Origin of the sequence: Marinobacter alkalisoli (assembly GCF_045449855.1) — a bacterium.
GTDB lineage: Bacteria > Pseudomonadota > Gammaproteobacteria > Pseudomonadales > Oleiphilaceae > Marinobacter.
In genome coordinates this window covers 229,970-252,871 of record NZ_JBJJLC010000012.1, presented here as the reverse complement: position 1 = coordinate 252,871, position 22,902 = coordinate 229,970, and the positions used below count along the sequence as shown (strand labels likewise).

Here is a 22,902-nt window from a genome sequence, read left to right as displayed (position 1 = left end):
GTTGCATTGGCTAAGTGGTATTTGGCACGCTACTATTGTCGGGATAATCAGAAAACAACCGATAACAGGTAATACAATGCCAACAATGACTATTCGCACATCTTTCCTTGCGGCTTTTGCGCTGATGCTGTCGCTGGTCAGCACCTCGCTGATGGCCGAAAAAACCTACACCATCCGACTGGCTGAGACCTGGGGGCCGAACTCGCCGATTCTTGGCGAAACGCCCCGCAGTATGGCGGCGATGGCGGAGAAAATGTCCGCGGGCCGTCTGCAGTTCCGCATTGACTCGTCCAACAAACACAAGGCGCCTTTCGGGATCTTCGACATGGTGCGCCAGGGTCAGTACGACATGGGTCATACCGCGTCCTATTACTACAAGGGCACGATTCCCAATGCCATGTATTTCACGACTGTGCCTTTCGGGATGCTGGCTCCTGAACAATACGCCTGGTTCTACTACGGCGGCGGCATGGAGCTGATGGAGAAGGTTTACAAACCCCATGGTTTGCTGTCATTCCCTGGCGGTAACACCGGCAACCAGATGGGTGGCTGGTTCCGCAAGGAGATCAACTCCCTTGAGGACCTGCAAGGTCTGAAAATGCGTACGCCCGGCTTTGCCGGCGAAGTGATGTCGGAAATCGGCGTGGCCGTGACCAACATTCCGCCGGGTGAGCTCTACACCGCCCTGGAGCGAGGCACCATTGACGCTCTCGAATGGGTCGGCCCGGCACTGGACTTGCCCATGGGTTTTCACCAGATCGCCGATTACTACTATTCCGGCTGGCAGGAGCCGGGTGCGGAAGTTCAGTTCCTGATCAACCAGAAAACCTGGGACAGCCTGCCGGAAGACCTTCAGGAGATCCTGCGGGTAGCCATGCGCACCGCCGCCTACGACATGTACAGCCAGAGCACTCACATGAGCGGTGAGGCCTGGGATCGCATGAAGGAAGATTACCCCAACGTGACCCATAAGACGTTCCCGCCGGAAGTGATTGACGCACTCCGCGAGGCGACCAACAAGCTGCTGGACGAAGAAGCCGAGAAGGATCCGCTGGCGAAGGAGATCATTACCTCCCAGCGTGAGTACCTGCAGAAGGTCCGCAAATGGACCAACATCTCTGACAAGGCCTACCTGAACAGCATCGCCACGGACTGATCAGGGAAAACCGAAAGGGGCACGGCGGGTGCGTACAAAAACCCGGCGTGCCCTTTTTGTTTGCAGTGGTTTCTGGAAAAATAGGCCGCTCATCAATAGGGCAGGGCCGATGAAACAGACACTGCTATCTCTGAAGGGCGTCAGCAAGGTATTTGGTGACAAAACCGTACTCGATGCCCTGGATCTCGATATCTACGATGGCGAATTCATCACGTTGCTCGGGCCGTCCGGTTGCGGCAAAACCACATTGTTGCGTCTGATGGCCGGCTTTGAGCATGCCGACGGCGGCTCTATAACCCTGGCCGGGAACGATATCGGCCAATCTCCCCCGGAACACCGCCCCCTCAATACCGTGTTCCAGCATTACGCGCTTTTTCCCCATATGACGGTGTTCGACAACGTCGCCTACGGATTGAAAATGGAAAAGCGCCCGAAAGAAGAAATCCGCGAGCGGGTCGAAGACGTCCTGGCGATGGTGCAACTGGGTGATTTCGCTCGTCGCAAGCCCCACCAGTTATCCGGCGGGCAACAGCAGCGTGTGGCGATAGCCCGTGCCGTGGTCAAACGCCCGCGCCTGTTGCTGCTTGATGAGCCACTGTCCGCGCTGGACTACAAGTTGCGTCGCACCATGCAGGTGGAACTGAAACGCCTGCAGCGGGAGCTGGGCATTACCTTCGTGTTTGTGACCCACGATCAGGAAGAGGCGCTCTCCATGTCCGATCGGGTGGTGGTACTGAAAGACGGCGTTGTACAACAGCTGGGTACGCCGCGTGAAATATACGAACGCCCCGCCAACCTGTTTACCGCCCGTTTTGTCGGCGAGACCAACCTGTTTCCGGGCCGCCTGGAGCAGGTCACGGAAACCGCGATTACCGTGGATGTGTTTGGTGTACACCGGACTCTGAGGAAGCCGGATTTCTCGGTTGCCGAGGGCCAGAGTGTGCACGTCCTGCTGCGCCCGGAAGACATTCGCGTGCTGGAGCCCGACGCCGATCACGGGCTGTCCGGCAAGGTCATGGAGCGGAACTACAAGGGCAGCACGCTGGATTCGGTCATCCACCTGAACGACGGTACCGAAGTGCTGGCCAGCGAGTTCTTCGATGAGGACGATCCCACCTTTGACTATCGCCTTGGCGAGCCCGTCCGGGTGAGCTGGGTGGATGGCTGGGAATGGCTGCTCCCGGCCGAACAGAACGAGACGGCTGTGGAGCGCCTGATCGATGCATAGGGTGTTACAGCAACCCTTCAAAACCGCTGTTCTGGTCCTGGTGTGGGGCTGGTTATTGCTGCTGGTGCTGACGCCCAACCTGTTGGTGGTCGGCGCCAGTGTGATGACCCGGGATGCCGCCAGCTTCCTGTCGTTGCCACTGAATCTCGATAGCTACCGGCGACTGCTGGATCCCCTGTATCTGGAGGTATTTCTCCATTCGCTGTACATGGCGGGCGTCACCACGGCGTTGTGCCTGTTGATAGGCTATCCGTTTGCCTGGGCCCTGTCGCGGGTGGCGAAGCAGCGGCAGACACTGCTGATTTTTCTGTTGATCGTACCATTCTGGACCAATTCCCTGGTTCGTACCTATGCCCTCAAATTGCTGTTGGCAACCAATGGCCTGATCAACAACGCCTTGATGGGGATGGGCCTGATTGAGGAGCCACTACGGCTGCTGTACACCGAAGGGGCTGTCATCGTGGGGTTGGTGTACCTGTTGCTGCCGTTCATGATCCTGCCGCTGTATTCAGTGTTTGAGGATCTCCGCCACGAGCTGTTGATGGCCTCCCACGACCTGGGGGCGGGCAGATTGCCCACGTTCATTCATGTCATTGTGCCGCTGACCCTGCCTGGTGTGCTGGCGGGTGTCATGCTGGTGCTGTTGCCAGCGATGGGGTTGTTCTTCGTGGCGGATATCCTCGGTGGCTCACGGAACCTGCTGGTGGGGAATGTCATCAAGAACCAGTTCCTGGATGCCCGCGACTGGCCGTTTGGCGCTGCCGCCAGCATTCTGCTGACCGTGGCCATGGCGTTGCTGCTGTATGCCCACAAGCTCAGCCGCAGCCGGCTCGGTGAACAGGAGCAGACGCCATGAGGCGTTGGCTGCCGCGGGCTTACCTGACCACCGTGTATGCACTGCTGTACCTGCCCATCCTGGTGCTGGTGGTATTTTCGTTTAACAGTTCGCGCACTGGTTACCGTTGGGGTGGGCTGAGTCTGGAATGGTATCGGTCGCTGTTTGACAACCACGCCATGGTCCAGGCCATGTGGAATTCCCTGTGGCTGGCCCTGGCCGCGGCGACCGTGTCCACCGTCATCGGCGCGTTGACCGCCCTGGCGCTTCACCGGTACCGGTTTCGTGGCAAGCGGGTGCTCCGGGGCATGCTGTTTGTGGTGATGATGTCCCCGGAGATCGTGCTGGCGATCTCATTGCTGGCGCTGTTCCTGCTCGTTGGCCTGCAGCTCGGGTTTGTCTCCCTGTTGCTGGCCCACGTGACCTTCTGTCTGCCGTTTGTGGTGATTACCGTGATGGCCCGCCTCAGCGGCTTCGATGAAAGCCTGCCGGAGGCGGCGCGGGATCTGGGCGCCAGTGATTTTACCATGACCCGCACGGTGCTGATCCCGGTGATCATGCCGGCCCTGCTGGCGGGTTGGCTGCTGGGTTTCACCCTCTCCCTCGACGATGTGGTGGTCAGCACCTTTGTCAGCGGCCCCAGTTATGAAATTTTGCCATTGCGCATCTATTCTATGGTGCGTGTTGGCCTGAAACCGGAAGTGAACGCGCTGGGCACCTTGTTGCTGGTGTTTTCACTGGTCATGTTGATGCTTTCCCAATGGATACTGACAAGGAGCAAACGATGAAAAAGGTGGTGTTGGCAGGCGTGATGACTGCAACCCTGGCCGGGTGCGGCAGTCAGGAGGAACCCAGGGTGCTGAACCTCTACAACTGGTCTGAGTACATGCCCCGGGAAGTGCTGGATCGCTTTGAAGAGGAAACCGGTATCCAGGTGATTTACACCACCTACGACAGCAACGAAGCGATGTACGCCCGGCTCAAGCTGCTGGAAGACAGCGGCGACTATGACCTGGCGGTGCCGTCCACCTACTACGTCAACAAGATGCGCAAGGAAGGGCTGCTGGAGAAGATCGACCATAGCAAGATTGAAGGCTTCGATAACCTGGACCCGGAACTGGTGAACCAGGAATTTGACGAGAACAACGCCTACAGCATTCCCTATCTCTGGGGTACTACCGGCCTGGCTTACGATTCGGAAGATCTGGATGGTGACAAGGTCACCGCCTGGGCGGATCTCTGGAACGATGACTACCAGGGCAGGGTCATGCTGACCAACGACATGCGCGAAGTGTTCCATATTGGCCTGCGGGTTCTGGGTTACTCCGGCAACAGCACCAACCCGGATGAAATCGAACAGGCCTATGAAAAACTGTCGGAACTGATGCCGGCGGTGCGTACCTTCAATTCCGACGCGCCGCGCATGCCGTACCTGGAAGGCGAGACCGACATCGGCATGATCTGGAACGGTGAAGCGGTAATGGGCAAGGATGACATGCCGTCACTGGAATATGTCTATCCGGAAGAGGGTACCATTGTCTGGCTCGACAGTTTTGTGATTCCCAAAAATGCCGGGAACGCTGATGCCGCCCACCAGTTCATCAGTTTTGTCATGCGGCCGGAAATATCCGCACTGATCAGTGAAGACATTGGCTATGCCACGCCGAACCTCGCCGCCCGGGAGCTGCTGCCGGATGAGGTGGCGGGCGACCGTTCCAGTTATCCCACCGCCGAAGACATGATCAACGCTGAGTTCCAGGAGGACGTAGGGGATGATGCCATGCAGGTGTATACCCGCTATTGGGAACGACTGAAATCCGGCCGCTGAGGCGGCCCAGTGGCAGGCGGCCGGGGGGCAGTTTCCGGCCCGCCTGTGTAAACAGACCGTAAAAGATTGTCATTCTGCAGTGTGAAACACTGACGTGTCTTATACTCAGGGCAGGCCAACCCATCAGGTTATGTCCAGGATGCGTTTTGTTCCACTTTCTCTCGCCAGACTGGTTGTTCTGACTGTCTGCTTAATTATGTGTGGTGTCGCAACAGCCTCGCCCCGGATGCTTTCCGAGGGCTGGCAATATCGTTGGGGCGATTCACCCACTGCCAGTGACGGCACACCGGTGTGGGCGCTGGGCGAGCCCGAAGATGGCGACTGGCATGAGATCGGGTTTCCGTCCAATCCTCCCGATCGCGATGGTCGCCAGCACGTGTGGTTCCGGGTCAGTTTGCCGGAGGGGGAATGGCAGGAACCCGTGCTGTACATTTTCAGTGTCGACCTGATCGTCCAGGTGTATTTCGAGGGCGAAAAGATCTATCAGTACGGCGCCTTCGATGACCGGGGGCGCGGGCGATTCGCCGGCTGGCCCTGGCATGCGATTTCCCTGCCCGAGAGCTTTGAGGGCAAGCTATTGTACTTCCGGGTGTTCTCCAACTACACCGATATCGGTCTCTGGGGTGAAGTGTCGATCATGGATCGACCGGATCTGGTGTTGTATATCCTCGGGAACTCCCTGGAAGCACTGGTGATTGCGGGATTTTCGGCGTTAATCGGGTTGCTGGCACTGATTTTCGCGGTGCTTCAGACCGAGAGAAAGAGCTTTGGCAGTCTGGCGCTGTTTGCGTTTGCATCGGGAGGCATGTTGCTGGCGGAGAGTCAGGCCAGCCAGTTGCTATGGAATGCTCCGTTGGTCTGGGACTACCTGGCCGCTGGCTCCTATTACCTGCTGCCGGTGGCGATGACGCTGCTGCTTGGGCAGTGGCTGGCCGATCACCGGCCCGGGATCATCAATCTGGTCTGGAAAATTCACCTGGCCTACGTGGTGGCTGCTATCGGGCTGTCCCTGGCTGGCGTGATCGATTTGTCGTCGACGTTCCCGCCGTTTGATGCCCTGTTCCTGGTGTCCCTGGTGACGATGACCGCAGTGGTGATCCAGCGGTTCAAATACCTGCTGCTGGAACAGCGGATTATCCTGCTGACCTACGCCATGTTTTGCGTGTTTCTGATCGTGGATATGGCGGTGGCGCACGGTGTGTTGCCCTGGGGGCGGGTTCCGGTCAGTTGGGGCGCCCTGATGTTCGCGCTGGCGGTGGTGGTGATCTCGCTGTGGCATTACGCCCGCACCCAGCAAACTCTGTATCGGCTGAATCTGTCACTGGAGCAACAGGTCGCCGAACGCACAAACAAAGCCGAGGCGCTGGCCCGCCGGGAACAGGGAAGAGTGCGGCTGCTCACCTTTGAAAATGAAAAGAGCCGGATGCTTAATGACATTATCGCCGGGCTTCAGGATTGCCCGGGGCTGGCGCGGGCGTTCAGTTATCTTGCCCGGGTTCTTCCGGATCTTTGCAGCCCGCTACGAGGCGCGCTCTATCAGCGTATTGATGATGGCAGGGCATACGAACGCGTCAACCATTGGGGCTATGCCGGACAACTCCCGAAGTTTGCACTGATTCTGGATACCTCCGGGGGATTGCCCACGCCCACCCAGGTGTCTCCCCGATACCTGGCCACACCCCCGGAACACATCCACGAACAGCAAAGGGCGCTGAAGGACACCGCGTGTTTCTGGGTAACGGTTCAGTCGGCCAGCGAGGGAGCCCTGGTTATGGGATTGCTGATGGTTGAGATCCCGGAGAACTTTGCGCCCCGGGGCAATGAATACGGCGCGGCGCGGCTGTTTCATGCCCTGGATCAGGGGTTGCAGCGGATCGGCATTACCCTGTCTGGCATCTGGTTGCATGAGGAGCTCAAGAAATATTCCTACGAAGACGCGCTGACTGGCCTGAAAAACCGACGTTACTTCAACCAGTTGCTGGCACACGAGACTGCCGGGGCGATCAGGAGTCATACGCCGCTGGCCTTGCTGGTGGTCGATATTGACCATTTCAAACGGTTCAACGACACCCATGGTCATGAAGCGGGTGACAGTGCCCTGAAAATTGTGGCGCAAGTACTGTTGCAGCAGTTTCGGGGCAGTGATGTGGTGTGCCGGTATGGTGGCGAGGAGTTTGTGGTCATCATGCCCGGTGCGAGTTTGTCCAATGCCCGGGAAAAAGCAGAAAATCTATGTCGGGCCATGCGGGAGATCCCCATTATCCATGAGGCTCAGGACCTGGGAGGGATTACCTTATCGGTAGGTGTCGCAGGCTGGCCGGAATGCACCAATGACGCCGACGCCTTGCTGGGGCTGGCGGACCGTGCCCTCTACAGAGCGAAGGAGGGCGGCAGGGATCGGATAGAAGGGTGTCCCGCCGGCCCACCGTCCTGACGACGGTAGGCAGGCTGAGGGCGATCAGTGCCAGATATTGCTGTCGATCTTCTCGTGCAGCTCCGGATAATCCGTGGACTTGAAGTGCGGGACTTCCCCCTTCTTGCGCTGAGCCAGATAGTCTTTGGTCAGTTTTACGACCGTGCCGGAGAGCAGCACGATGGCAATCAGGTTGATGGTGGCCATCAGTCCCATGGACGCGTCCGCCGCATTGAAGACCGTGATAACCGCCTCGTACCCGCCCCAGATCACCATGGCCAGGGCGGCCAGGCGCAGCAGGGTCAGCCCGAGGGTATTGCCTCCTTTGAGGTAGATCAGCGCGTTTTCAGCGTAGGTGTAGTTCGCCACAATGGATGTAAAGGCGAAGAACAGTATGGCAACGGCAATGAAATAGCCGCCAAACTCACCAAGGTGAGCTTCCATCGCCTGTTGGGTCAGCTGGGTACCGGTCACTCCCGAGCCGGGTTCCAGCACGCCGGCCAGCAGGATCATGACGGCTGTGGCGGTACAGATGATGATGGTATCCACAAATACCCCGAAGGCCTGTACCAGGCCCTGGGACGACGGGTGGTGGGGCGCCGGTGTGGCGGTTGCCGCAATGTTTGGCGCGGAGCCCATGCCCGCCTCGTTGGAGAACAGGCCGCGTTTGATGCCGTTGAGCATGGCTGCGGTGATGGAGCCAGCAGCGCCCCCGGCAGCCTCCTCAATTCCGAATGCGCTTTTCACGATCATCGCCAGCACGCCGGGCACTTCCGTGATGTTCATTGCCATGATGACGAGCGCCAGCAGTACGTAGGCGCCGGCCATGAACGGTACGACGAATTCGGCGAACCGGACGATCTTGCGCAGGCCCCCGAAGATCACCACCCCGGCGAGTGCCGCGACGACCACCCCGACACCGAGTTTGGGGGCGCCAAATGCGCCCTGCATAGCATCGGCAATGGAGTTGGCCTGCACCGCGTTGAAGATCAACCCAAAGGAAAGAATGAGGCAAACCGCGAAAATGGCGGCTGCCCAGGGCGCCTTCAGTCCCTTGGCAATATACACCGCGGGACCACCCCGGTATTGCCCCTTGCCGTCACGCACTTTGTACAGCTGTGCCAGGGTGCTTTCGGCATATCCGGTGGCCATGCCCACCAGGGCGACCATCCACATCCAGAAAATTGCGCCGGCGCCGCCAAGATACAGCGCCACAGCGACACCGGCGAGGTTGCCGGTGCCAACCCGGGACGCCAGGCTGGTACACAATGCCTGGAAGGGCGAGATGCCATGGACATCGCTCTCCCGGGAGCCGCGAATGGCGCGAACCATCTCACCGAAGTTAACGAACTGGAGGAACCCCAGGCGGATAGTGAAGAATACACCCACGGCCAGGAGACCGTAGACGAGGACATAGCCCCACAGGATGGAGTTCAGAAAATCGACAATTGCGGTCATGATGACGCCTTGTGACTTTGGAATTTGTATTTACGGGTTGGCGCGGAAGTCTAGCACGGCAAAATCAGGGGAGAGTTGCGGATATCCGAAGTTGACGTGGATACCCGCAGATGCGTGTTTAGCGCAGTGGGTAGGCTGTCCAGTTGTCCAGCCAGCTGGACTGCAGGCGTGGGTTCAGGGCGCCGGCGTAGTTTGCCGACTCATCAAAGAACTCGGATTTGGGCGGTGTCATGGCTGTCATCTGGCGTATCTGCACGCGGGTCTGGAAGTCCGGATCCACCGGGTCCCTGGCGGTGATATGCAGAGCGCTGTCGAGGCGTTGAAGGTTATCCTGATCCGGAGCCATCAGCCAGTCCCCTTCGCTGAACCCGAAGTCGTCATCATCCTGGCCTGATTCATCCGTGCTTTTGCCGAGCTTTCCTGTGTTGGCAATCAGGTTGTTCGAGAAGGTCAGGGAACCCCTGGCGATCAGTGAGGAGACCTCGTCTCGCAGGTCGACCGCTTCAATGCCATAGCTGTCGATGATCATATTGTGAAAGTGACCGCCAGTGCCTTCACGAAGGACCAAGCCCCGGTGCTTCCTGGCGGTCTGTCCGGTGCCAACCAGGGTGACGTTATAGAATGATGGCTCCGACCGCGGCTGGGCCTGGTGGTCATTGCCATTGTTATCGCCCTCAAAGGCGTTATCACCCACATCGGGGTGTTGCTGGACGACAAGGAACTGAACGCGGCCGGTCCAGCCCCAATCCCAGTCAATGCTGTCGTCCGCAGCGCCGGTCACCACGATGTTCTTGAGATCCACGGAACCGCCGAACATTTCGATGCCATCATCCAGGGCGCGATGCACCTGCACATTGCGGACGATGGTGTCCCGCCCACACCCCCCGAGGGTGAGGCCATTGAGTTCGTTGTTCTTGTAGACTTCGAAGCCGGCGAACTCAATGCGGGTGTACTCGATGACGCCACAGCTGTGACGATTATCGGTGCCGCCAAAACTGCCTCTGGAATCGTTGCCGGAGACGCCCTCAATAGTCGCGCCCGGCTGGTTAACCGGTGCCTTGCCGAGCACCACCACTCCGCCCCAGTCGCCACGGGCACGCTGGCCTTCCGGCTGGTTGCTGGTGAATACCACTGGGCTGTCGGGGCGACCCCGGGAAAACAGCTTACTGTCCGTGGTGACAATCAGCGCTGATCCGTTGTCGCCTTTTACCGTGACACCGCTTTCAAGAGTGAGGTTGGCGCTCTCGACAAAAATGGCTTTTTCCAGGATGTACGTCTTGCCGGATTCCCAGACCGTGTCCGCGATTATGTCTTCGTGGACACGGATGGTCTGGGGCTCGAACGCGGTGAAACCGACAGCGGCCAGGGCTGCTGCAACCGTGGCAGGGGTCATCCATATCAGATTGCGACGTAACCATGATTGTTGCTGTTTGGCGGCAGGTTGGCCCGCTCTATCGGTATCCGTGGTGGGTGTTGCCATCAAAGGCTTGCCAGAGTCACGGGCGCGGATATCTTTGGCGAGGTGTTTCAGACGCTCGGTGCCGGATGCCTCAACGCGGCGTAATACGTCGCTGCGATAACCCGGTTCCCGCAGCAGGTTATTAAGGTGGACGAAGGTGACCTCAGGGCATTCGCCCTTATCAATCAGGCGCTTGAGTTGCCAGAGTTTTTCAACAAGAAGGGAGGATTGATCCGACATTGATACAGCTCCATAAAAAATGTCGGATCTTTTTTAACGCAAACAGATGACGTTTGGATGACGGGTGCTTGGAGAATCAGAAAGTTACACGACCAGAACCGGGCACTTCGCATTCGATGCCACCCGGTGGGAGACGCTGCCCAGCAGCAAACCGTCCTTGTCGCTGTGTGTGCCCCGGGAGCCGACCACGATCAGGTCTGCCTCTTTCTGCTGGGCAAACTTGACGATAACACTGGAGGGGCGCCCGGCCTTGACGAACCCCCGTATTTTTTTCGCACCCCGTTCCTTTGCCTGATCCTTGGCGTGGTTGACCACATCCTTGGCGTACTCCGATAACACCTTGTCAGGGATATCCATACCTTCGGGACGCCCGATCGATAGCGATGTCTCAAACAGGCTGTGGTGCTTGTAAACGCAGAGCAGATAGATCTCGGCTTCCGTGAGTTTCTGTAGCGCAATGGCCTTGTCCATTGCCTTGAACGACGACGTGGAACCGTCAACGGCCACCAGGATCTTTTTGAACATGCTCTTCTCCCTGAAATTGATCTCTACAGCTCTCAGCGGAACGCCATGTCACGCAGGAACAGTGCTATTTGCGGGAAGGCGATGATCAGCCCCGCTGACGCTATCAGCATAAAGACAAACGGTGGCGTACCGCGGATCACTTCCCAGTAGGGGCGCTTGAATATGGCTATGGCGGTGAATATGTCACAACCAAAGGGTGGCGTTGCAGAGCCTATGGCCACCTGAAGTGTAATCAGAACCCCGACAAGCACCGGGTCGAGGCCGGTGGCTTCAATTGCGGGTGCAAAGATCGGCGTCAGCACCAGGATGACGACAATCGGGTCGACAAACATGCAGGCAATGAAGAAGGCGATACAGATTGCGACCAGCACGCCGACCGGACCGGCTTCATTGACGCCGACAGCCTCCAGTATGGTTTGCGGAATCTGTGCAAAGGATATAATCCACGAAAAGCCGTTTCCGACAGCCACCAGTATGAAAACCACAGCGGTAATCAGGCCGGTGGATTTGGCGATCCGATAAATGTCCGGCAATTTCAGCGAGCGGAAAACAGCGAATTCCAGCAAGAAGGCGTAGAGCACGCAGACGGCCGCAGCTTCAGTCGGGCTGAAAATGCCGCCATAGATACCGCCTACGATGATAACCGGGAAGAACAGCGGCCATAGCGCTTCACGGACGGCGACCCCCCGCTCTCTCCAGCCGGCCTTTTCCTCGGTGGGAACCTTGTTAATGTAGGCATAGATCAGGCAGTAGATTGAAAACATGAACAGAATCATGACGCCGGGGCCGATGCCGGCAATAAACAGCTCGGCAATGGAGGTTCCGGATATAACCCCGTAAATAATGAAGCCGATACTGGGGGGAATCAGAAAGGCAATGTCACTGGAATTGATAATCAGCGCCAGTGAAAACGAGTCGGAATAACCGGCTTTGAGCAGTTTAGGCCGCAGGGGAGAGCCAACCGCTACAACCGTCGCCTGGGTAGAACCGGAAACCGCACCGAAGAGAGTACACGAAGTGGCTGTACTGATTGCCAGCCCGCCTTTTATATGTCCAATGAACGCCATCACCATATGGATCAGGCGATCGGCGGACTGGCCGCGAGTCATGATATCTGCCGCCAGAATGAACATGGGCACGGCAATGAGCGAGGCGGGGCGGATGCCTCCCATCATTTGCTGGACGAAAGTGCCCATCTGGCCGAAGCCATCAAACATCATTACAAAACCAACCACCGCGCCGGTGATCAGCGGAACCATCATCGGGAAGCCCAGCAGTAGCAGCCCGATCATGATCACCATCATTATAGTCGCCATGAGTTTCTATCCTTTGTTAAAGCAGCTGCAGGGTTCAGACTTCCGATTCAGTGTCCGAGTAGCCGTCGATCACACCGGTGGAGAGGTAAATATCCTTACTGGTGAAGTTCTTGATGGCCGTGAGGAAATACTGAATGCCAGTGATCGCAAAGCCTATAGGGGCCCATACGTAAATCCACCAGATCTCAAAACCCAGCGCTGGGAGAATTCGCCCACGGCCGTAGAGGGTTACGACGTACTCGTAGGAATAGTAACAAAGGAAGAACATCACCAAGGATGTAAACAGGGCAATGAAAATCATCAGCACTTTGCGTCCCTTTGGAGGAATCGCATCGTAAACCGCAGACATACGGATATGGCGGCCATGGCGGGCCGCGTAGCCGATGCCTGCGAAGGTGATCAGGATAATCAGGATTCGGTTGATTTCACCGGAAAAAAACAGCCCCTGGCCAAAAACAAAACGCGCGATTACATTCGTACAGGTGTTCAATGCCATGAGAATCACGCCGACTGCCAGCATCACAGCCTCTACCTTGGCAATGATTTCATCAATGGTTCCCAAAAAACCGGGTAGGCCGGACTCATAGGTACCGGTATCGTCTTCTACCTCTGAGGGTTTCTCTGACATGGGGTTTGCTCCAGAGCATCTCGCTCCCGGCCGGTAGGGGGACTCCCCGGCGGGGCGAGGTTAATACAGATTCCCGCCGGACGGGCCGGCGGGAATGCTTCCTTATATTACGGTTCAGTCGTTCTGAACTTCTTTCAGATCTTCCTTGAACTGGTTCAGCAGTTCTTCACCACGCTCGCCAGTCATCTCGATGAACTTTTTCTCCACCTGGGGCGCACGGGCCTTGAAGGCTTCGATCTGTTCATCGGTCAGGCGGGTTACTGTGACTTCGTCGCTGGCCTCTTGAATTTTTGCCAGCGACTCATCGGCCAGACCGTCGATATGAACGAGGATCTCCTCGAAGGCAAAATCCGCGGCGTCCTGAACCAGCTTCTTGTCTTCGTCGGACAGACCTTCATAGAAGTTCTGGTTGGCCATCATGGCGGTGGTGAACCAGCCATGGGCGGTAAAGACCAGGTTCGGGGACACTTCATACAGTCCGCCGGACTCAATCCAGAAAATCGGGTTTTCCTGACCCTGAATCATGTTGGTCTGCAGGGCACCGTAGACTTCACCCCAGGGCAGCGGTGTCGGGGTTGCGCCAAAGGCGTCATAGGTTTCAGACAACAGCGGGTTGGTCATCACCCGAATCTTCTTGTTGTTGAAGCCTTCCGGGCTGGTGACCGGTTCGTCGACGGTGACGACCATTTCACCTTCCGGGTACATCTGCAGAAGCTCAAGACCTTTTTCGGAGTACAGCTCCGGGAAGTCTTCGTTGATTGCTTCACTCTCACGGAAAAACTTGATCACAGTATCCATGTCGGTGGGCATCAGGTACGGAATGAAGAAGATCTGCGCTTCCGGGATCAGGGAGCCGGTGAAGCCCGGGGACTGGTTTACAAAGTTGAGGATGCCAGCCTGGGTTTGTTCCATAATGTCGTCGGACTCGCCCAATTCGCCGAAGCGAAACACCTGCAGGGTGTGGTCGGAATTCTCTTCAATGTATTCCTTGAATTTATAGGCGAATACGTCCTGGACGTCGCCTTCGTATTCTTCATGGGCATAGCGCCAGTTGGCAGCATTCACCGAGTTTGCGGCGGTCATGGCCGCGAATGCGATCGCTGAAATTCCGGCCAGTTTCTTGAATTTACTTAAGCTGCTCATCGTGTTGTCTCCATTTAGTTTTTTTGCTCCAGACTATTGCTGCATTATTAAAGACTGGCAAAACAAAGTGGTTTTCGCAAGAAAATGGCCAATTTAGATTGCTGCGAGGTATCGTCTTGAAGTGAAATGAAAAATGATTGGAATGATTCTTGTACAAGGGAGGAAACAGAATGGACAAGTCGTGGATGGTAGGGCGGTCTCTGATTGTTGCCAGCTGCCTGTTGGTTTTGGCCGGGTGCATGTCACAACCGATGATGGGAAGCGATGGCGTGCCGTTGACTAATACATACTGGAAGCTTCAGGAAGTTGCCGGTGAGCCGACGCCCGATGCCGGCGCAGCCAGTGAAGCGCACCTGATCCTGCGGGATGACGGTGTCGTGAATGGTTTCAGTGGCTGCAATGCGTTCCGTGGCGAGTACGAAGTCATCAACAACCGGAACCTGGTGTTCAGTCGCATGGCCAGTACCCGCCGTGCATGCCTGGATATCGATATCCCGGAGCAGGCCTTTTTCAGAGCGTTGGAAAACACCGCCGGCGTCCAGATGGATGACCACCGTCTGCGGTTACTGGATACCGACGGCCAGGAGCTGGCGGAGTTCGAAGCTATAGGCCAGCCCTGACGAGGAACTGGCGGAACTCTGACACCACCCGTTCCAGGCTGTTCTCCAGGCGGTGGCCATCCGCCAGCATCAGCATGGGCAACCTCTGTTGCTCCGCGAGTGCGATGACCGGCATGGCCGGTACCACGTCATCGTCCCAGCCGTGGATGATCTGCACGTGTTCAGCCTGGATGGCCGGGCTGGATTGTGTGTAGCGGGGCAGGGCCAGTGCCGGCGCCAGCAGAAAGCAACCGAGTGCCGGTTGTTCTGCACTGGTTTGCGCACACACCCAGCCGCCCATGCTGGAGCCGGCCAGGATGGTGCGCCCGGGATCGGCTCCCGCCTTCTCCATGGCGTGCCTCATCTGTTCCAGGCGGGTGGCGGGATCCTTGCTGCTGCGATGATCAACCGCCACGGCGGTGACGCCCGGAAAGGATTCCGCCGCCTCTTTCATGGCCTGAATCTTGGTGCTTTCCGGGCCACTCTCGAGACCGTGGGAGAGAAAAACGTGGGTAGTCGTTGCGGTCATTTTCCGGACCCCATCCTTTGATCGTGTTTGGGTGTTGTCAGGCCTGGCTGAGAATGTCCAGGGCATGGCGGCGCTTTTCCGGGTCGTAGATATCGACGGTGAACATCAGTTCGTCCACGTCCACGGAGTCCAGTAGTCGGTCCAACTGATCCCTGACGGATTCCGGGCCTCCGAGTATCTGCAAGCCCAGGAAATCCCGCACGCTGGCTTCTTCGCCGGCATTCCACAGCCCGTCCATGGTCTCCACCGGCGGTTTCATCCACAGCGGCTGCCCGCGGAACAGGGCCAGAATACGTTGGTAGCTGGTGGTGGACAGCCATTGGGCTTCGTCGTCGGTGTCCGCTGCAATGGCCGGTACTGCAAGCATGGCGTAGGGCGCTTGCAACTGTTCCGAGGGCTGGAAATGGTCGCGATAGACTTTGAGCGCTTCACGGTACAGCCGGGGGGCGAAATGCCCTGCGAAGGCGTAGGGCAACCCCCGCATGGCCGCGAGTTGCGCGCTGTAGAGACTGGAGCCCAGCAGCCATATCGGCACGTTGGTGCCGGCGCCGGGAATCGCCTTGACCGGTTGGCCTGGCTGCAGTGGCCCGAGCAGGCTCTGCAGCCTGGCCACGTCTTCGGGAAACTGTTCGGCTCCCAGGCCGTCACGTCTCAGGGCCCGGCTGGTGATCGGATCGGTGCCGGGGGCGCGGCCGAGCCCCAGGTCGATGCGGTCCGGATACAGGCTGGCGAGCGTGCCGAACTGCTCGGCAATCACCAGCGGTGGATGATTGGGCAGCATCACGCCCCCGGAGCCCACGCGCAGGGATTCGGTTTTACCGGCAATGTGACCAATCAGCACCGATGTCGCGGAACTGCTGATGCCTTCCATATTGTGATGTTCAGCCAGCCAGAACCGTTTGAAACCGAGATTTTCCGCATGTTGGGCGTAGGCCACGCTGTTGGCCAGGGTGGTTCCGACGGAATCGCCTTCGCGAACGGAAGCCAGTTCCAGCAGCGAAAAGGGCGGGCGTTGTGGCATATCGTGCTCCGGATGAATCGAACCTTTGGGCTAAAGATCGATCACGATGGGTGGATTCAGGGGTTTGAAGCTGCCGGTACAGGTACTCGCGTTGATATACCGGCGCTGGCCGATGTCCAGTTGGCCGTAGCCTTCATGGATGTGTCCAAAGATATGGAGCCTGGGATTGAGGGTTTCAACCGCGCTGGCGAGATCATCGCAGCCGACATTCAGCGACCCGGTCCCGGTTGGCACTGCATCGAGGATGCCCGCTGGCGGTCCGTGGGTAATGAGGATGTCGGTGTCATGGGGGATCTGGGCCCAACGCTCCGCCAGGGCTGCGCCGCGTTCGAGGTTGAAGGCCCAGTTAAAGAACAACGGTGTCCATGGGCTGCCCCAGAATTTCAGGCCTTCCAGTACGAGGCCGCTGTCCTGCAGGTAATGGGCGTGTTTTATAAGGGTCTGAGCATCCTGTGGCTCGTCCTGAAAACACCAGTCGTGGTTGCCGGCAATCAGAATCTTGTGCGGGTGGGGTTGTTCAGCGAACCAGTTGTCGAGGTCTTCCAGCTCATCCAGCGACCCCACGCCGAGACCATCACCGGAGTGGATCAGGATATCGCCATCGGGCACCTGGATCTGGCGGTGCATGCTGTGGGTATCGGAAATGCAGACAAGTCTCATGGTTCGCTATCCGGCTGACGGTTTGACGTTGTGGCGGGCAATCGCCCGGAATCTAAGATAGCATTGCCCCCCGATATGTCGTCCATGATTTTTGCAGTGAGTCCATGCGCCTGATCCTCAGCCGAAAAGGGTTTGATTCTTCCGCCGGTGGGTGCCCAAGCCCGGTGTTGCCGGACGGCTCTCTGTGCGTGCTTCCCATTCCCGATAATCAGTCCCGTATTCGCTATGATGACGTTACCCATGGCGCGCGGCGGCTGGGCAAGATTGCCCGGGATCTGACCCGGGGCAGAATCCGCGGCAACCACGGCGCCCACCTGGATCCGGACCTGATCGCTGATGCCATTCCGCGGGCGGATGGCTGGCGCCCGGTGCTGGGGCAGACAGGCTCAGCCCAGGGCCATTTGCGCAATCAGGGGGTGAGCCCCGGGGATCTGTTTTTGTTCTTCGGCGTGTTCCGCACAGCGGAGATCTGGCATCGGCGCTGGCGCTTTGTGCCTGGCTCCCGCCCGTTTCATGCCATCTGGGGCTGGTTGCACATCGGTGATGTGCACCGGATAGATGACCTGATGTCAGACGCCTTGCCCTGGGCGGGCTATCATCCGCACTTTCATGGCGACCCCGATCCCGGTAATACGCTGTATGTGTCGTCCGACCGCTTTTCCCTTGCGGACGACAAGAAGCCGTTTCCTGGCAGTGGCGTGTTTACCCATCTCGCTGATTCCCTGGTTCTGAGTGATCCGGACGGACGCCTGCCAACCCGGTGGCGGTTGCCCTCCGACTTCTTTCCCGGAGACGGCAGGCCGGCGCTGAGCTATCACACCCGATTGGACCGCTGGCGGCTTGCACCGCCGTACTGCTATCTGGACTGCGCGGCCCGTGGCCAGGAGTTTGTGCTGGATATGGGCGTCTATCCTGACGTGTCGGAGTGGGTTGCGGGACTGCTCAGTCAGGAGGTTTAGCTGCGGCTCAGCTTGTCCCTGCGCAGCGACCGCTCCAGCCTTCGATGACTCTCGAACTGTTCTGACAGCACACCCTGAACATACTGGATATGCTGCCCGGCGATCTCACGCGCGTCCTCGGCACGTCCTGCCATGATGGCGTCGAACAACTGTTGATGTTGCTCCATGAGTCCATTGCGGGTTTCCGCGGTCTTTGCGTACATGCCGCCGATGTTGGTGACGACGCTGTTTTTCAGCATGTTGAACAAGCCGCGAATGGTGTGCAGCAGGATCACATTGTGGCTGGCTTCGGCAATGGCCAGGTGGAAGCGGGCGTCGGCGGCGCCTTCGGCGCTGACATCCTGTTTGCCGTCGTCGCTGTAGCAGGCCTGCAGGGCTTCATAGGCTTCCCTGAGTTGTGCCTTGTCCACTTCCGTGGCTCTCTGGGCTGCGTAATAGGCACAGTCGCCTTCCAGGGTGCGGCGGAATTCCAGCAGGTCCCGGTGGGCGTCCGGGCGGTTTTCCAGCAATCCGATCAGCGGGTCGCTGAAGCTGGAGCCCAGCGACTCGGCCACATAGTGACCACCTCCCTGACGGCTGACCAGCAAGCCCTTGGCCGCGAGCCGCTGCACCGCTTCCCGCAGGGAGGGGCGGGATACCCCGAACTGCTCAGCCAGCACCCGCTCGGCCGGCAGCCGCTCCCCGGGGTGCAGGGTGCCTTCCAGAATCATGGTTTCCAGTTGCTCGACAATGGTGTCTGCAAGGCGCTTTGGTGAAATATGACCGATACCCATTCTATTCCCGCATCTTGATGATTGGTCTGACCAATATTCGAAACGCTGTCATTTGACGATTTTGGACGGCGTTCTACCATGCCTGTCAGACTAATGTACTAACATCTATCTTTGACAGTCCGTAAACAACTCACATACCTTATCAGACTATACCTGTAAATTGGTATTACCAATTTACGCTAGCCTCATCCCGTCCGGAGGACGTTAAGCAATGAGCGAGCTGTTCTATGACGCCGCCCCGAATGCCACCCGGGTGGCTCCTGCCCGGGAAACGGAGCGTCGCTATCCTGACAAGCCTGCGGAGGTATCGCTGTTCGGTACCTGCGTGGTGGACCTGTTCTTCCCGGAAGCGGGTCTGGACGCCATTCGCCTGCTGGAACAGCAGGGCATTCGCGTGCATTTTCCACAACAACAAAGCTGCTGCGGCCAGCCGGCGTGGACATCGGGTTATCGTGACGAGGCCCGGGCCGTGGCCCTGGCGCAGTTGGACCTCCTGGATGACGGTCGCCCGGTGGTGGTGCCCTCGGGGTCCTGTGCCGGCATGTTTCGTCATCACTACCGGGAACTGTTCGCTGAGGAGCCGGAAAACCTGAAGCGGGTTGAGGACCTGGCCGAGCGCACCTTCGAGCTGACGGAGTTCCTGCTCAAGGTCTGCAGGGTTCAGCTCGTTGATCGTGGTGGTCAACACAGGGTTGCCCTGCACACCTCCTGCACCGCCCGCCGGGAAATGAATACCCACCTGCACGCACGGGAACTGCTGGCCCAGCTCGCCAACGTGGAGCGAGTTGACCATGACCATGAGAGTGAGTGCTGCGGGTTTGGCGGCACCTTCTCCATACGCATGCCGGACATCTCCGGTGCCATGGTGTTGGACAAAACCAATGCCCTCAGGGAATCCGGCGCGGCCGAGGCCATCAGCGCCGACTGTGGCTGCCTGATGAACATCAACGGCGCCCTGGAAAAGCAGCAACAGCTTTTCCGTGGTCGCCATCTGGCCAGCTTCCTTTGGGAAAGGTGTGGGGGTGAGCAATGAATCAGCGCATTCCGGCGACCGAACTGGCCAGCGACTTCAAGAGCCGCGCCCATGAGGCGCTGGCAGACTCGCAGTTGCGTTCCAACTTCCGCACCGCCATGGACTCGCTGATGCGCAAGCGGGCGGATGCGTTCAGCGACGAAGACGAGCGGGAGGGGCTGCGGGAGCTGGGCAACCGCATTCGGGCAGGCTCACTCTCCAACCTGCCGAACCTGCTGGAACAACTGGAAACCCAACTCACCGCCAATGGTATAAAGGTGCACTGGGCGGAGACGGTTGAGGAAGCCAACGAGATTGTGCATGGCATCATAGAAGCTCATGACGGTCGCCAGGTAGTGAAGGGCAAATCCATGGTCAGCGAAGAAATGGAGATGAACGACTATCTCGCCGACCGTGATATCGAATGCCTGGAATCGGACATGGGCGAATACATTGTCCAGCTCGACGATGAAAAGCCTTCCCATATCATCATGCCGGCAATCCACAAGAACGCCCGCCAGGTGTCGGCGCTGTTCAACGAAAAGCTCGGCGAACACGTCTCCGAAGATGTGGATGAGCTGATCCAGACCGGCCGGCGCATCCTGCGGCGTAAATTCCTGGAGGCGGACGTGGGGGTGTCCGGTGTGAACTTTGCCATCGCCGAAACCGGCACGTTGCTGCTGGTGGAGAACGAAGGCAACGGCCGCATGAGCACCACATCACCCCCGGTGCACATTGCCGTGACCGGCATCGAGAAAGTGGTGTCGAATCTGCGGGATGTGGTGCCGCTGGTGTCCCTGCTGACCCGTTCAGCCCTGGGCCAGCCCATCACCACCTACATCAACATGATCTCCGGCCCGCGCAAGCCTGATGAACTGGACGGCCCGGAAGAAGTGCATCTGGTGTTGCTGGATAACGGCCGCACCGGCGCGTTTGCCGATGCCCAGATGCGCCAGACCCTGAACTGCATTCGCTGCGGCGCCTGCATGAACCATTGCCCGGTCTATACCCGGGTGGGTGGCCATACCTACGGGGAAGTCTATCCGGGACCGATCGGCAAGATTGTTACCCCGCATATGGTGGGTCTGGACAAGGTGCCGGATCATCCCAGTGCGTCATCCCTGTGCGGTGCCTGCGGGGAAGTCTGTCCGGTGAAGATTCCCATTCCGGAACTGTTGCAGCGGCTGCGGCAGGAAAACGTTCAGTCACCGGATCATGAGCCGGTATCGGTGAAAGGGGCCGGCAGCAAATACTCCCGCAAGGAGCGGATGATGTGGCGGGCCTGGGTCATGCTGAACACCCGTCCCTCCTTATATAAGCTTTTTCTGTGGGGGGCGACCCGTTTCAGGGCGCTTGCGCCAAAAAAAGCGGGCCCGTGGACCGAGAATCACAGCGCCCCGGTGCCCGCTGCACGCTCCCTCCATGACCTCGCCCGGGACCACCTGAAAAATTCATCCATCGGGGGGGAGAAATCATGAGCGCTCGTACCAATATCCTCAATAAGCTCAGAACCAGTCTGGCTGGCACAACGCCGCGCCCGGACGAGTTCGACGAATCCCTGGTGACCGACCCGTGGCGCTATCCCTCGGAGCAACGCATTGCCAGGTTACGGGAACTGATGGAGGCGGTGCACACCGAAGTGCATCTGACCCGTGAGGATGACTGGCCAGCGCTGGTCGCGGAGTTGCTGGCTAGGCGGGAGATCGCCAACCTACTGTATGCCCCGGCCACACCTCATGGCGAGCAGTTAGCGAACGCCTGGAAGGATGGAGCGGATCGGCCGGAATTGCGGGTCTATGACCGTCCCATCGAAGAGTGGAAAGCGGAGCTCTTCAATGATGTGCAGGCCAGTGTGACGGGTACCATTGGCGGCATTGCCGCAACGGGGTCACTGGTGCTTTGGCCGGACCGGAACGAACCGAGGCTGATGAGCCTGGTGCCGCCGGTGCATATTGCCCTGCTCAAGGCCAGTGGGGTTCACGATAACTGGTACGACATGATGACCGCCCAGAACTGGGCTGCGGGGTTGCCCACCAATGCATTGCTGGTATCAGGCCCTTCCAAGACGGCGGATATCGAGCAGGTGCTGGCCTACGGCGCCCACGGGCCGAAGGAGCTGATAGTCCTTATTCTGGAAGACGCCTGACAGGGATATTGCCACCGTGTGCATTATCAGTAACCCTGAAAGCGTGGTTTCCGCTTGGCCAGGAACGCCGATACCCCTTCGCTGAAGTCGGCCGTTGTGGTCATCTCCAGAAAGGCCTGTCGCTCGGCTTCCAGGTGGTCGGCCAATGGTGTGCCGCTTGCCTGGTCGACCAGCCGGCGAAAAGCGCCAAAAGCCCGGCCGGGCCCTTCAGCGGCCTTTGCAATGGTGGTCGCCAGCACTTCATCGAACTGATCTTCCGGTGCAACACGGGTGACCAGGCCCCAGTGCTGAGCTTCCGTGGCATTCAGGGTGCGGCCGAGGATCATCATTTCCGAGGCCCTTCCGGCGCCGATCTTGTGGGGCAGGAACCAACTGCCGCCGCAATCCGGTACAGCGCCAATGCCGTTGTAGGCAATCAGGAAGCGGGTGTTTTCCTCGGCCACAACCAGATCCGCCATCAGCGCAAGACTGAAACCGGCCCCCGCTGCCACGCCTTTAACCGAAGCAATGATCGGTGCGTCGATATCCCGTAATAAAAGGATGGCCGGATTCAGCGACTCCAGGATGGTGTTGACCATTTGCCAGGCCTGCTGCTGGCCTCCGGTCATGCCGGAAATGTCGCCCCCCGCGACAAACGCGCGACCGGCGCCCCGGAGCACCACACAACGTAGGCCCTGCTGGGAAGCCAGCCCCCTGACCGCCTCCAGGAAGGATTCAGCCATGGGAATGTCGATGGCATTGAGTGAGTCGGGCCGATTGAAGGTCAGTGTTGCGACGCCGTTACTGCGGTCAAATTCGGATATCACGGTCGGTGTTGTCATTGTTGTTTTGCTCCTGCCCGGGCGTTTGCAGCCCGACTGCATCTTTTCGTCCATCACGTCCGTTTCATAATAGGACACTGTGGCTTGGCCATTGTTGCGGGGTTGGACTATTTTTAGTTTGGTTCAGGCAACAGTCTGAGAATAACAACAACC

22 protein-coding genes are annotated in these 22,902 nt (G+C 58.5%); 11 read left to right on the top strand and 11 right to left on the bottom strand.

From position 1 onward, the window contains the following. Window positions 1-85: 85 nt before the first annotated feature. The 6 genes from ACJO5Y_RS06905 to ACJO5Y_RS06880 all read left to right on the top strand — a co-directional run bounded on the left by ACJO5Y_RS06905 (window position 86) and on the right by ACJO5Y_RS06880 (window position 7,481). The gene (locus ACJO5Y_RS06905; protein WP_406985830.1) at window positions 86-1,156 is read left to right on the top strand and encodes a TRAP transporter substrate-binding protein; all 1,071 of its coding nucleotides are present in this window, start codon (window positions 86-88) and stop codon (window positions 1,154-1,156) included. Between the two features lie 109 nt (window positions 1,157-1,265). After that, on the top strand, window positions 1,266-2,384 hold the full coding sequence (gene potA, locus ACJO5Y_RS06900; protein WP_406985689.1) for a spermidine/putrescine ABC transporter ATP-binding protein PotA: 1,119 nt from the start codon (window positions 1,266-1,268) through the stop codon (window positions 2,382-2,384). Continuing rightward, the gene (gene potB / locus ACJO5Y_RS06895) at window positions 2,377-3,240 is read left to right on the top strand and encodes a spermidine/putrescine ABC transporter permease PotB (RefSeq protein ID WP_406985688.1); all 864 of its coding nucleotides are present in this window, start codon (window positions 2,377-2,379) and stop codon (window positions 3,238-3,240) included. Before potA ends, potB begins: the two co-directional genes overlap by 8 nt. Continuing rightward, window positions 3,237-4,007, top strand: a complete 771-nt coding sequence (gene potC, locus ACJO5Y_RS06890) for a spermidine/putrescine ABC transporter permease PotC (protein WP_406985687.1) — start codon at window positions 3,237-3,239, stop codon at window positions 4,005-4,007. Before potB ends, potC begins: the two co-directional genes overlap by 4 nt. Next, on the top strand, window positions 4,004-5,047 hold the full coding sequence (locus ACJO5Y_RS06885) for an extracellular solute-binding protein (RefSeq protein ID WP_406985686.1): 1,044 nt from the start codon (window positions 4,004-4,006) through the stop codon (window positions 5,045-5,047). Before potC ends, ACJO5Y_RS06885 begins: the two co-directional genes overlap by 4 nt. Window positions 5,048-5,243: 196 nt before the next feature. Beyond that, a complete protein-coding gene (locus tag ACJO5Y_RS06880; RefSeq protein WP_406985685.1) occupies window positions 5,244-7,481 on the top strand; it encodes a sensor domain-containing diguanylate cyclase in 2,238 nt (745 codons plus the stop codon). 24 nt (window positions 7,482-7,505) lie between these two features. Here ACJO5Y_RS06880 and ACJO5Y_RS06875 read toward each other — a convergent pair whose 3' ends face one another. The 6 genes from ACJO5Y_RS06875 to ACJO5Y_RS06850 form a co-directional block, all read right to left on the bottom strand. Next, window positions 7,506-8,918 carry an alanine/glycine:cation symporter family protein gene (locus ACJO5Y_RS06875; protein ID WP_406985684.1) on the bottom strand — a complete coding sequence of 471 codons (1,413 nt, stop codon included), beginning with the start codon at window positions 8,916-8,918 and terminating at the stop codon, window positions 7,506-7,508. A gap of 118 nt (window positions 8,919-9,036) precedes the next feature. Further along, on the bottom strand, window positions 9,037-10,617 hold the full coding sequence (locus ACJO5Y_RS06870; RefSeq protein WP_406985683.1) for a beta-helix domain-containing protein: 1,581 nt from the start codon (window positions 10,615-10,617) through the stop codon (window positions 9,037-9,039). A gap of 84 nt (window positions 10,618-10,701) precedes the next feature. Further along, window positions 10,702-11,142, bottom strand: a complete 441-nt coding sequence (locus ACJO5Y_RS06865; RefSeq protein ID WP_406985682.1) for a universal stress protein — start codon at window positions 11,140-11,142, stop codon at window positions 10,702-10,704. Window positions 11,143-11,174: 32 nt separating this feature from the next. Continuing rightward, a complete protein-coding gene (locus ACJO5Y_RS06860) occupies window positions 11,175-12,458 on the bottom strand; it encodes a TRAP transporter large permease (RefSeq protein WP_406985681.1) in 1,284 nt (427 codons plus the stop codon). Between the two features lie 34 nt (window positions 12,459-12,492). Beyond that, entirely contained in the window at window positions 12,493-13,086 is a 594-nt protein-coding gene (locus ACJO5Y_RS06855; protein WP_406985680.1) for a TRAP transporter small permease, read from the bottom strand. Window positions 13,087-13,200: 114 nt separating this feature from the next. Then, entirely contained in the window at window positions 13,201-14,229 is a 1,029-nt protein-coding gene (locus ACJO5Y_RS06850; RefSeq protein WP_406985679.1) for a TRAP transporter substrate-binding protein, read from the bottom strand. A gap of 170 nt (window positions 14,230-14,399) precedes the next feature. On the opposite strand from ACJO5Y_RS06850, the gene ACJO5Y_RS06845 reads away from it, so the two are divergent. Then, window positions 14,400-14,849 carry an META domain-containing protein gene (locus tag ACJO5Y_RS06845; protein WP_406985678.1) on the top strand — a complete coding sequence of 150 codons (450 nt, stop codon included), beginning with the start codon at window positions 14,400-14,402 and terminating at the stop codon, window positions 14,847-14,849. Here the strand turns inward: ACJO5Y_RS06845 and ACJO5Y_RS06840 are convergent. From ACJO5Y_RS06840 to ACJO5Y_RS06830, 3 genes are read right to left on the bottom strand one after another with little or no spacing between them, the layout of a single operon-like run. Beyond that, window positions 14,833-15,357, bottom strand: a complete 525-nt coding sequence (locus ACJO5Y_RS06840) for a YqiA/YcfP family alpha/beta fold hydrolase (protein WP_406985677.1) — start codon at window positions 15,355-15,357, stop codon at window positions 14,833-14,835. The two genes, ACJO5Y_RS06845 and ACJO5Y_RS06840, sit on opposite strands and share 17 nt — an antisense overlap. Window positions 15,358-15,394: 37 nt before the next feature. Continuing rightward, window positions 15,395-16,378: an LLM class flavin-dependent oxidoreductase gene (locus tag ACJO5Y_RS06835; protein ID WP_406985676.1), complete on the bottom strand. Its 984-nt coding sequence runs from the start codon at window positions 16,376-16,378 to the stop codon at window positions 15,395-15,397. A 30-nt stretch (window positions 16,379-16,408) separates the two neighbouring features. Beyond that, entirely contained in the window at window positions 16,409-17,038 is a 630-nt protein-coding gene (locus ACJO5Y_RS06830; RefSeq protein WP_406985675.1) for a metallophosphatase domain-containing protein, read from the bottom strand. Between the two features lie 104 nt (window positions 17,039-17,142). Here ACJO5Y_RS06830 and ACJO5Y_RS06825 point away from each other — a divergent pair, with 104 nt between their 5' ends. Next, window positions 17,143-17,997 carry an Nmad3 family putative nucleotide modification protein gene (locus ACJO5Y_RS06825; protein ID WP_406985674.1) on the top strand — a complete coding sequence of 285 codons (855 nt, stop codon included), beginning with the start codon at window positions 17,143-17,145 and terminating at the stop codon, window positions 17,995-17,997. On the opposite strand, the gene ACJO5Y_RS06820 is transcribed toward ACJO5Y_RS06825, so the two are convergent. Then, window positions 17,994-18,770, bottom strand: a complete 777-nt coding sequence (locus ACJO5Y_RS06820) for an FCD domain-containing protein (RefSeq protein ID WP_406985673.1) — start codon at window positions 18,768-18,770, stop codon at window positions 17,994-17,996. The two genes, ACJO5Y_RS06825 and ACJO5Y_RS06820, sit on opposite strands and share 4 nt — an antisense overlap. 211 nt (window positions 18,771-18,981) lie before the next feature. Here ACJO5Y_RS06820 and ACJO5Y_RS06815 point away from each other — a divergent pair, with 211 nt between their 5' ends. From ACJO5Y_RS06815 to ACJO5Y_RS06805, 3 genes are read left to right on the top strand one after another with little or no spacing between them, the layout of a single operon-like run. Beyond that, window positions 18,982-19,803 (top strand): (Fe-S)-binding protein, encoded by an 822-nt coding sequence (locus ACJO5Y_RS06815; protein WP_406985672.1) that lies wholly within the window; start codon window positions 18,982-18,984, stop codon window positions 19,801-19,803. Then, window positions 19,800-21,260, top strand: a complete 1,461-nt coding sequence (locus tag ACJO5Y_RS06810) for a LutB/LldF family L-lactate oxidation iron-sulfur protein (RefSeq protein WP_406985671.1) — start codon at window positions 19,800-19,802, stop codon at window positions 21,258-21,260. The genes ACJO5Y_RS06815 and ACJO5Y_RS06810 overlap by 4 nt, the downstream gene beginning before the upstream one ends. Then, complete coding sequence (locus ACJO5Y_RS06805; protein ID WP_406985670.1) at window positions 21,257-21,928, top strand: LutC/YkgG family protein; 672 nt, start codon at window positions 21,257-21,259, stop codon at window positions 21,926-21,928. Before ACJO5Y_RS06810 ends, ACJO5Y_RS06805 begins: the two co-directional genes overlap by 4 nt. Before the next feature lie 26 nt (window positions 21,929-21,954). Here the strand turns inward: ACJO5Y_RS06805 and ACJO5Y_RS06800 are convergent, their stop codons facing one another. Continuing rightward, entirely contained in the window at window positions 21,955-22,749 is a 795-nt protein-coding gene (locus tag ACJO5Y_RS06800) for an enoyl-CoA hydratase/isomerase family protein (RefSeq protein ID WP_406985669.1), read from the bottom strand. Window positions 22,750-22,902 lie beyond the last annotated feature (153 nt).

Coding starts and splice junctions, on each gene's coding strand:
- ACJO5Y_RS06840 (WP_406985677.1), bottom strand. CDS start 15,357: ATGACCGCAACGACTACCCACGTTTTTCTCTCCCACGGTCTCGAGAGT.
- ACJO5Y_RS06875 (WP_406985684.1), bottom strand. CDS start 8,918: ATGACCGCAATTGTCGATTTTCTGAACTCCATCCTGTGGGGCTATGTC.
- ACJO5Y_RS06800 (WP_406985669.1), bottom strand. CDS start 22,749: ATGACAACACCGACCGTGATATCCGAATTTGACCGCAGTAACGGCGTC.
- ACJO5Y_RS06885 (WP_406985686.1), top strand. CDS start 4,004: ATGAAAAAGGTGGTGTTGGCAGGCGTGATGACTGCAACCCTGGCCGGG.
- ACJO5Y_RS06880 (WP_406985685.1), top strand. CDS start 5,244: ATGTGTGGTGTCGCAACAGCCTCGCCCCGGATGCTTTCCGAGGGCTGG.
- ACJO5Y_RS06845 (WP_406985678.1), top strand. CDS start 14,400: ATGGACAAGTCGTGGATGGTAGGGCGGTCTCTGATTGTTGCCAGCTGC.
- potC (WP_406985687.1), top strand. CDS start 3,237: ATGAGGCGTTGGCTGCCGCGGGCTTACCTGACCACCGTGTATGCACTG.
- ACJO5Y_RS06835 (WP_406985676.1), bottom strand. CDS start 16,378: ATGCCACAACGCCCGCCCTTTTCGCTGCTGGAACTGGCTTCCGTTCGC.
- ACJO5Y_RS06865 (WP_406985682.1), bottom strand. CDS start 11,142: ATGTTCAAAAAGATCCTGGTGGCCGTTGACGGTTCCACGTCGTCGTTC.
- ACJO5Y_RS06820 (WP_406985673.1), bottom strand. CDS start 18,770: ATGGGTATCGGTCATATTTCACCAAAGCGCCTTGCAGACACCATTGTC.
- ACJO5Y_RS06870 (WP_406985683.1), bottom strand. CDS start 10,617: ATGTCGGATCAATCCTCCCTTCTTGTTGAAAAACTCTGGCAACTCAAG.
- ACJO5Y_RS06905 (WP_406985830.1), top strand. CDS start 86: ATGACTATTCGCACATCTTTCCTTGCGGCTTTTGCGCTGATGCTGTCG.
- potB (WP_406985688.1), top strand. CDS start 2,377: ATGCATAGGGTGTTACAGCAACCCTTCAAAACCGCTGTTCTGGTCCTG.
- ACJO5Y_RS06805 (WP_406985670.1), top strand. CDS start 21,257: ATGAGCGCTCGTACCAATATCCTCAATAAGCTCAGAACCAGTCTGGCT.
- ACJO5Y_RS06830 (WP_406985675.1), bottom strand. CDS start 17,038: ATGAGACTTGTCTGCATTTCCGATACCCACAGCATGCACCGCCAGATC.
- ACJO5Y_RS06855 (WP_406985680.1), bottom strand. CDS start 13,086: ATGTCAGAGAAACCCTCAGAGGTAGAAGACGATACCGGTACCTATGAG.
- ACJO5Y_RS06850 (WP_406985679.1), bottom strand. CDS start 14,229: ATGAGCAGCTTAAGTAAATTCAAGAAACTGGCCGGAATTTCAGCGATC.
- potA (WP_406985689.1), top strand. CDS start 1,266: ATGAAACAGACACTGCTATCTCTGAAGGGCGTCAGCAAGGTATTTGGT.
- ACJO5Y_RS06825 (WP_406985674.1), top strand. CDS start 17,143: ATGCGCCTGATCCTCAGCCGAAAAGGGTTTGATTCTTCCGCCGGTGGG.
- ACJO5Y_RS06810 (WP_406985671.1), top strand. CDS start 19,800: ATGAATCAGCGCATTCCGGCGACCGAACTGGCCAGCGACTTCAAGAGC.
- ACJO5Y_RS06815 (WP_406985672.1), top strand. CDS start 18,982: ATGAGCGAGCTGTTCTATGACGCCGCCCCGAATGCCACCCGGGTGGCT.
- ACJO5Y_RS06860 (WP_406985681.1), bottom strand. CDS start 12,458: ATGGCGACTATAATGATGGTGATCATGATCGGGCTGCTACTGCTGGGC.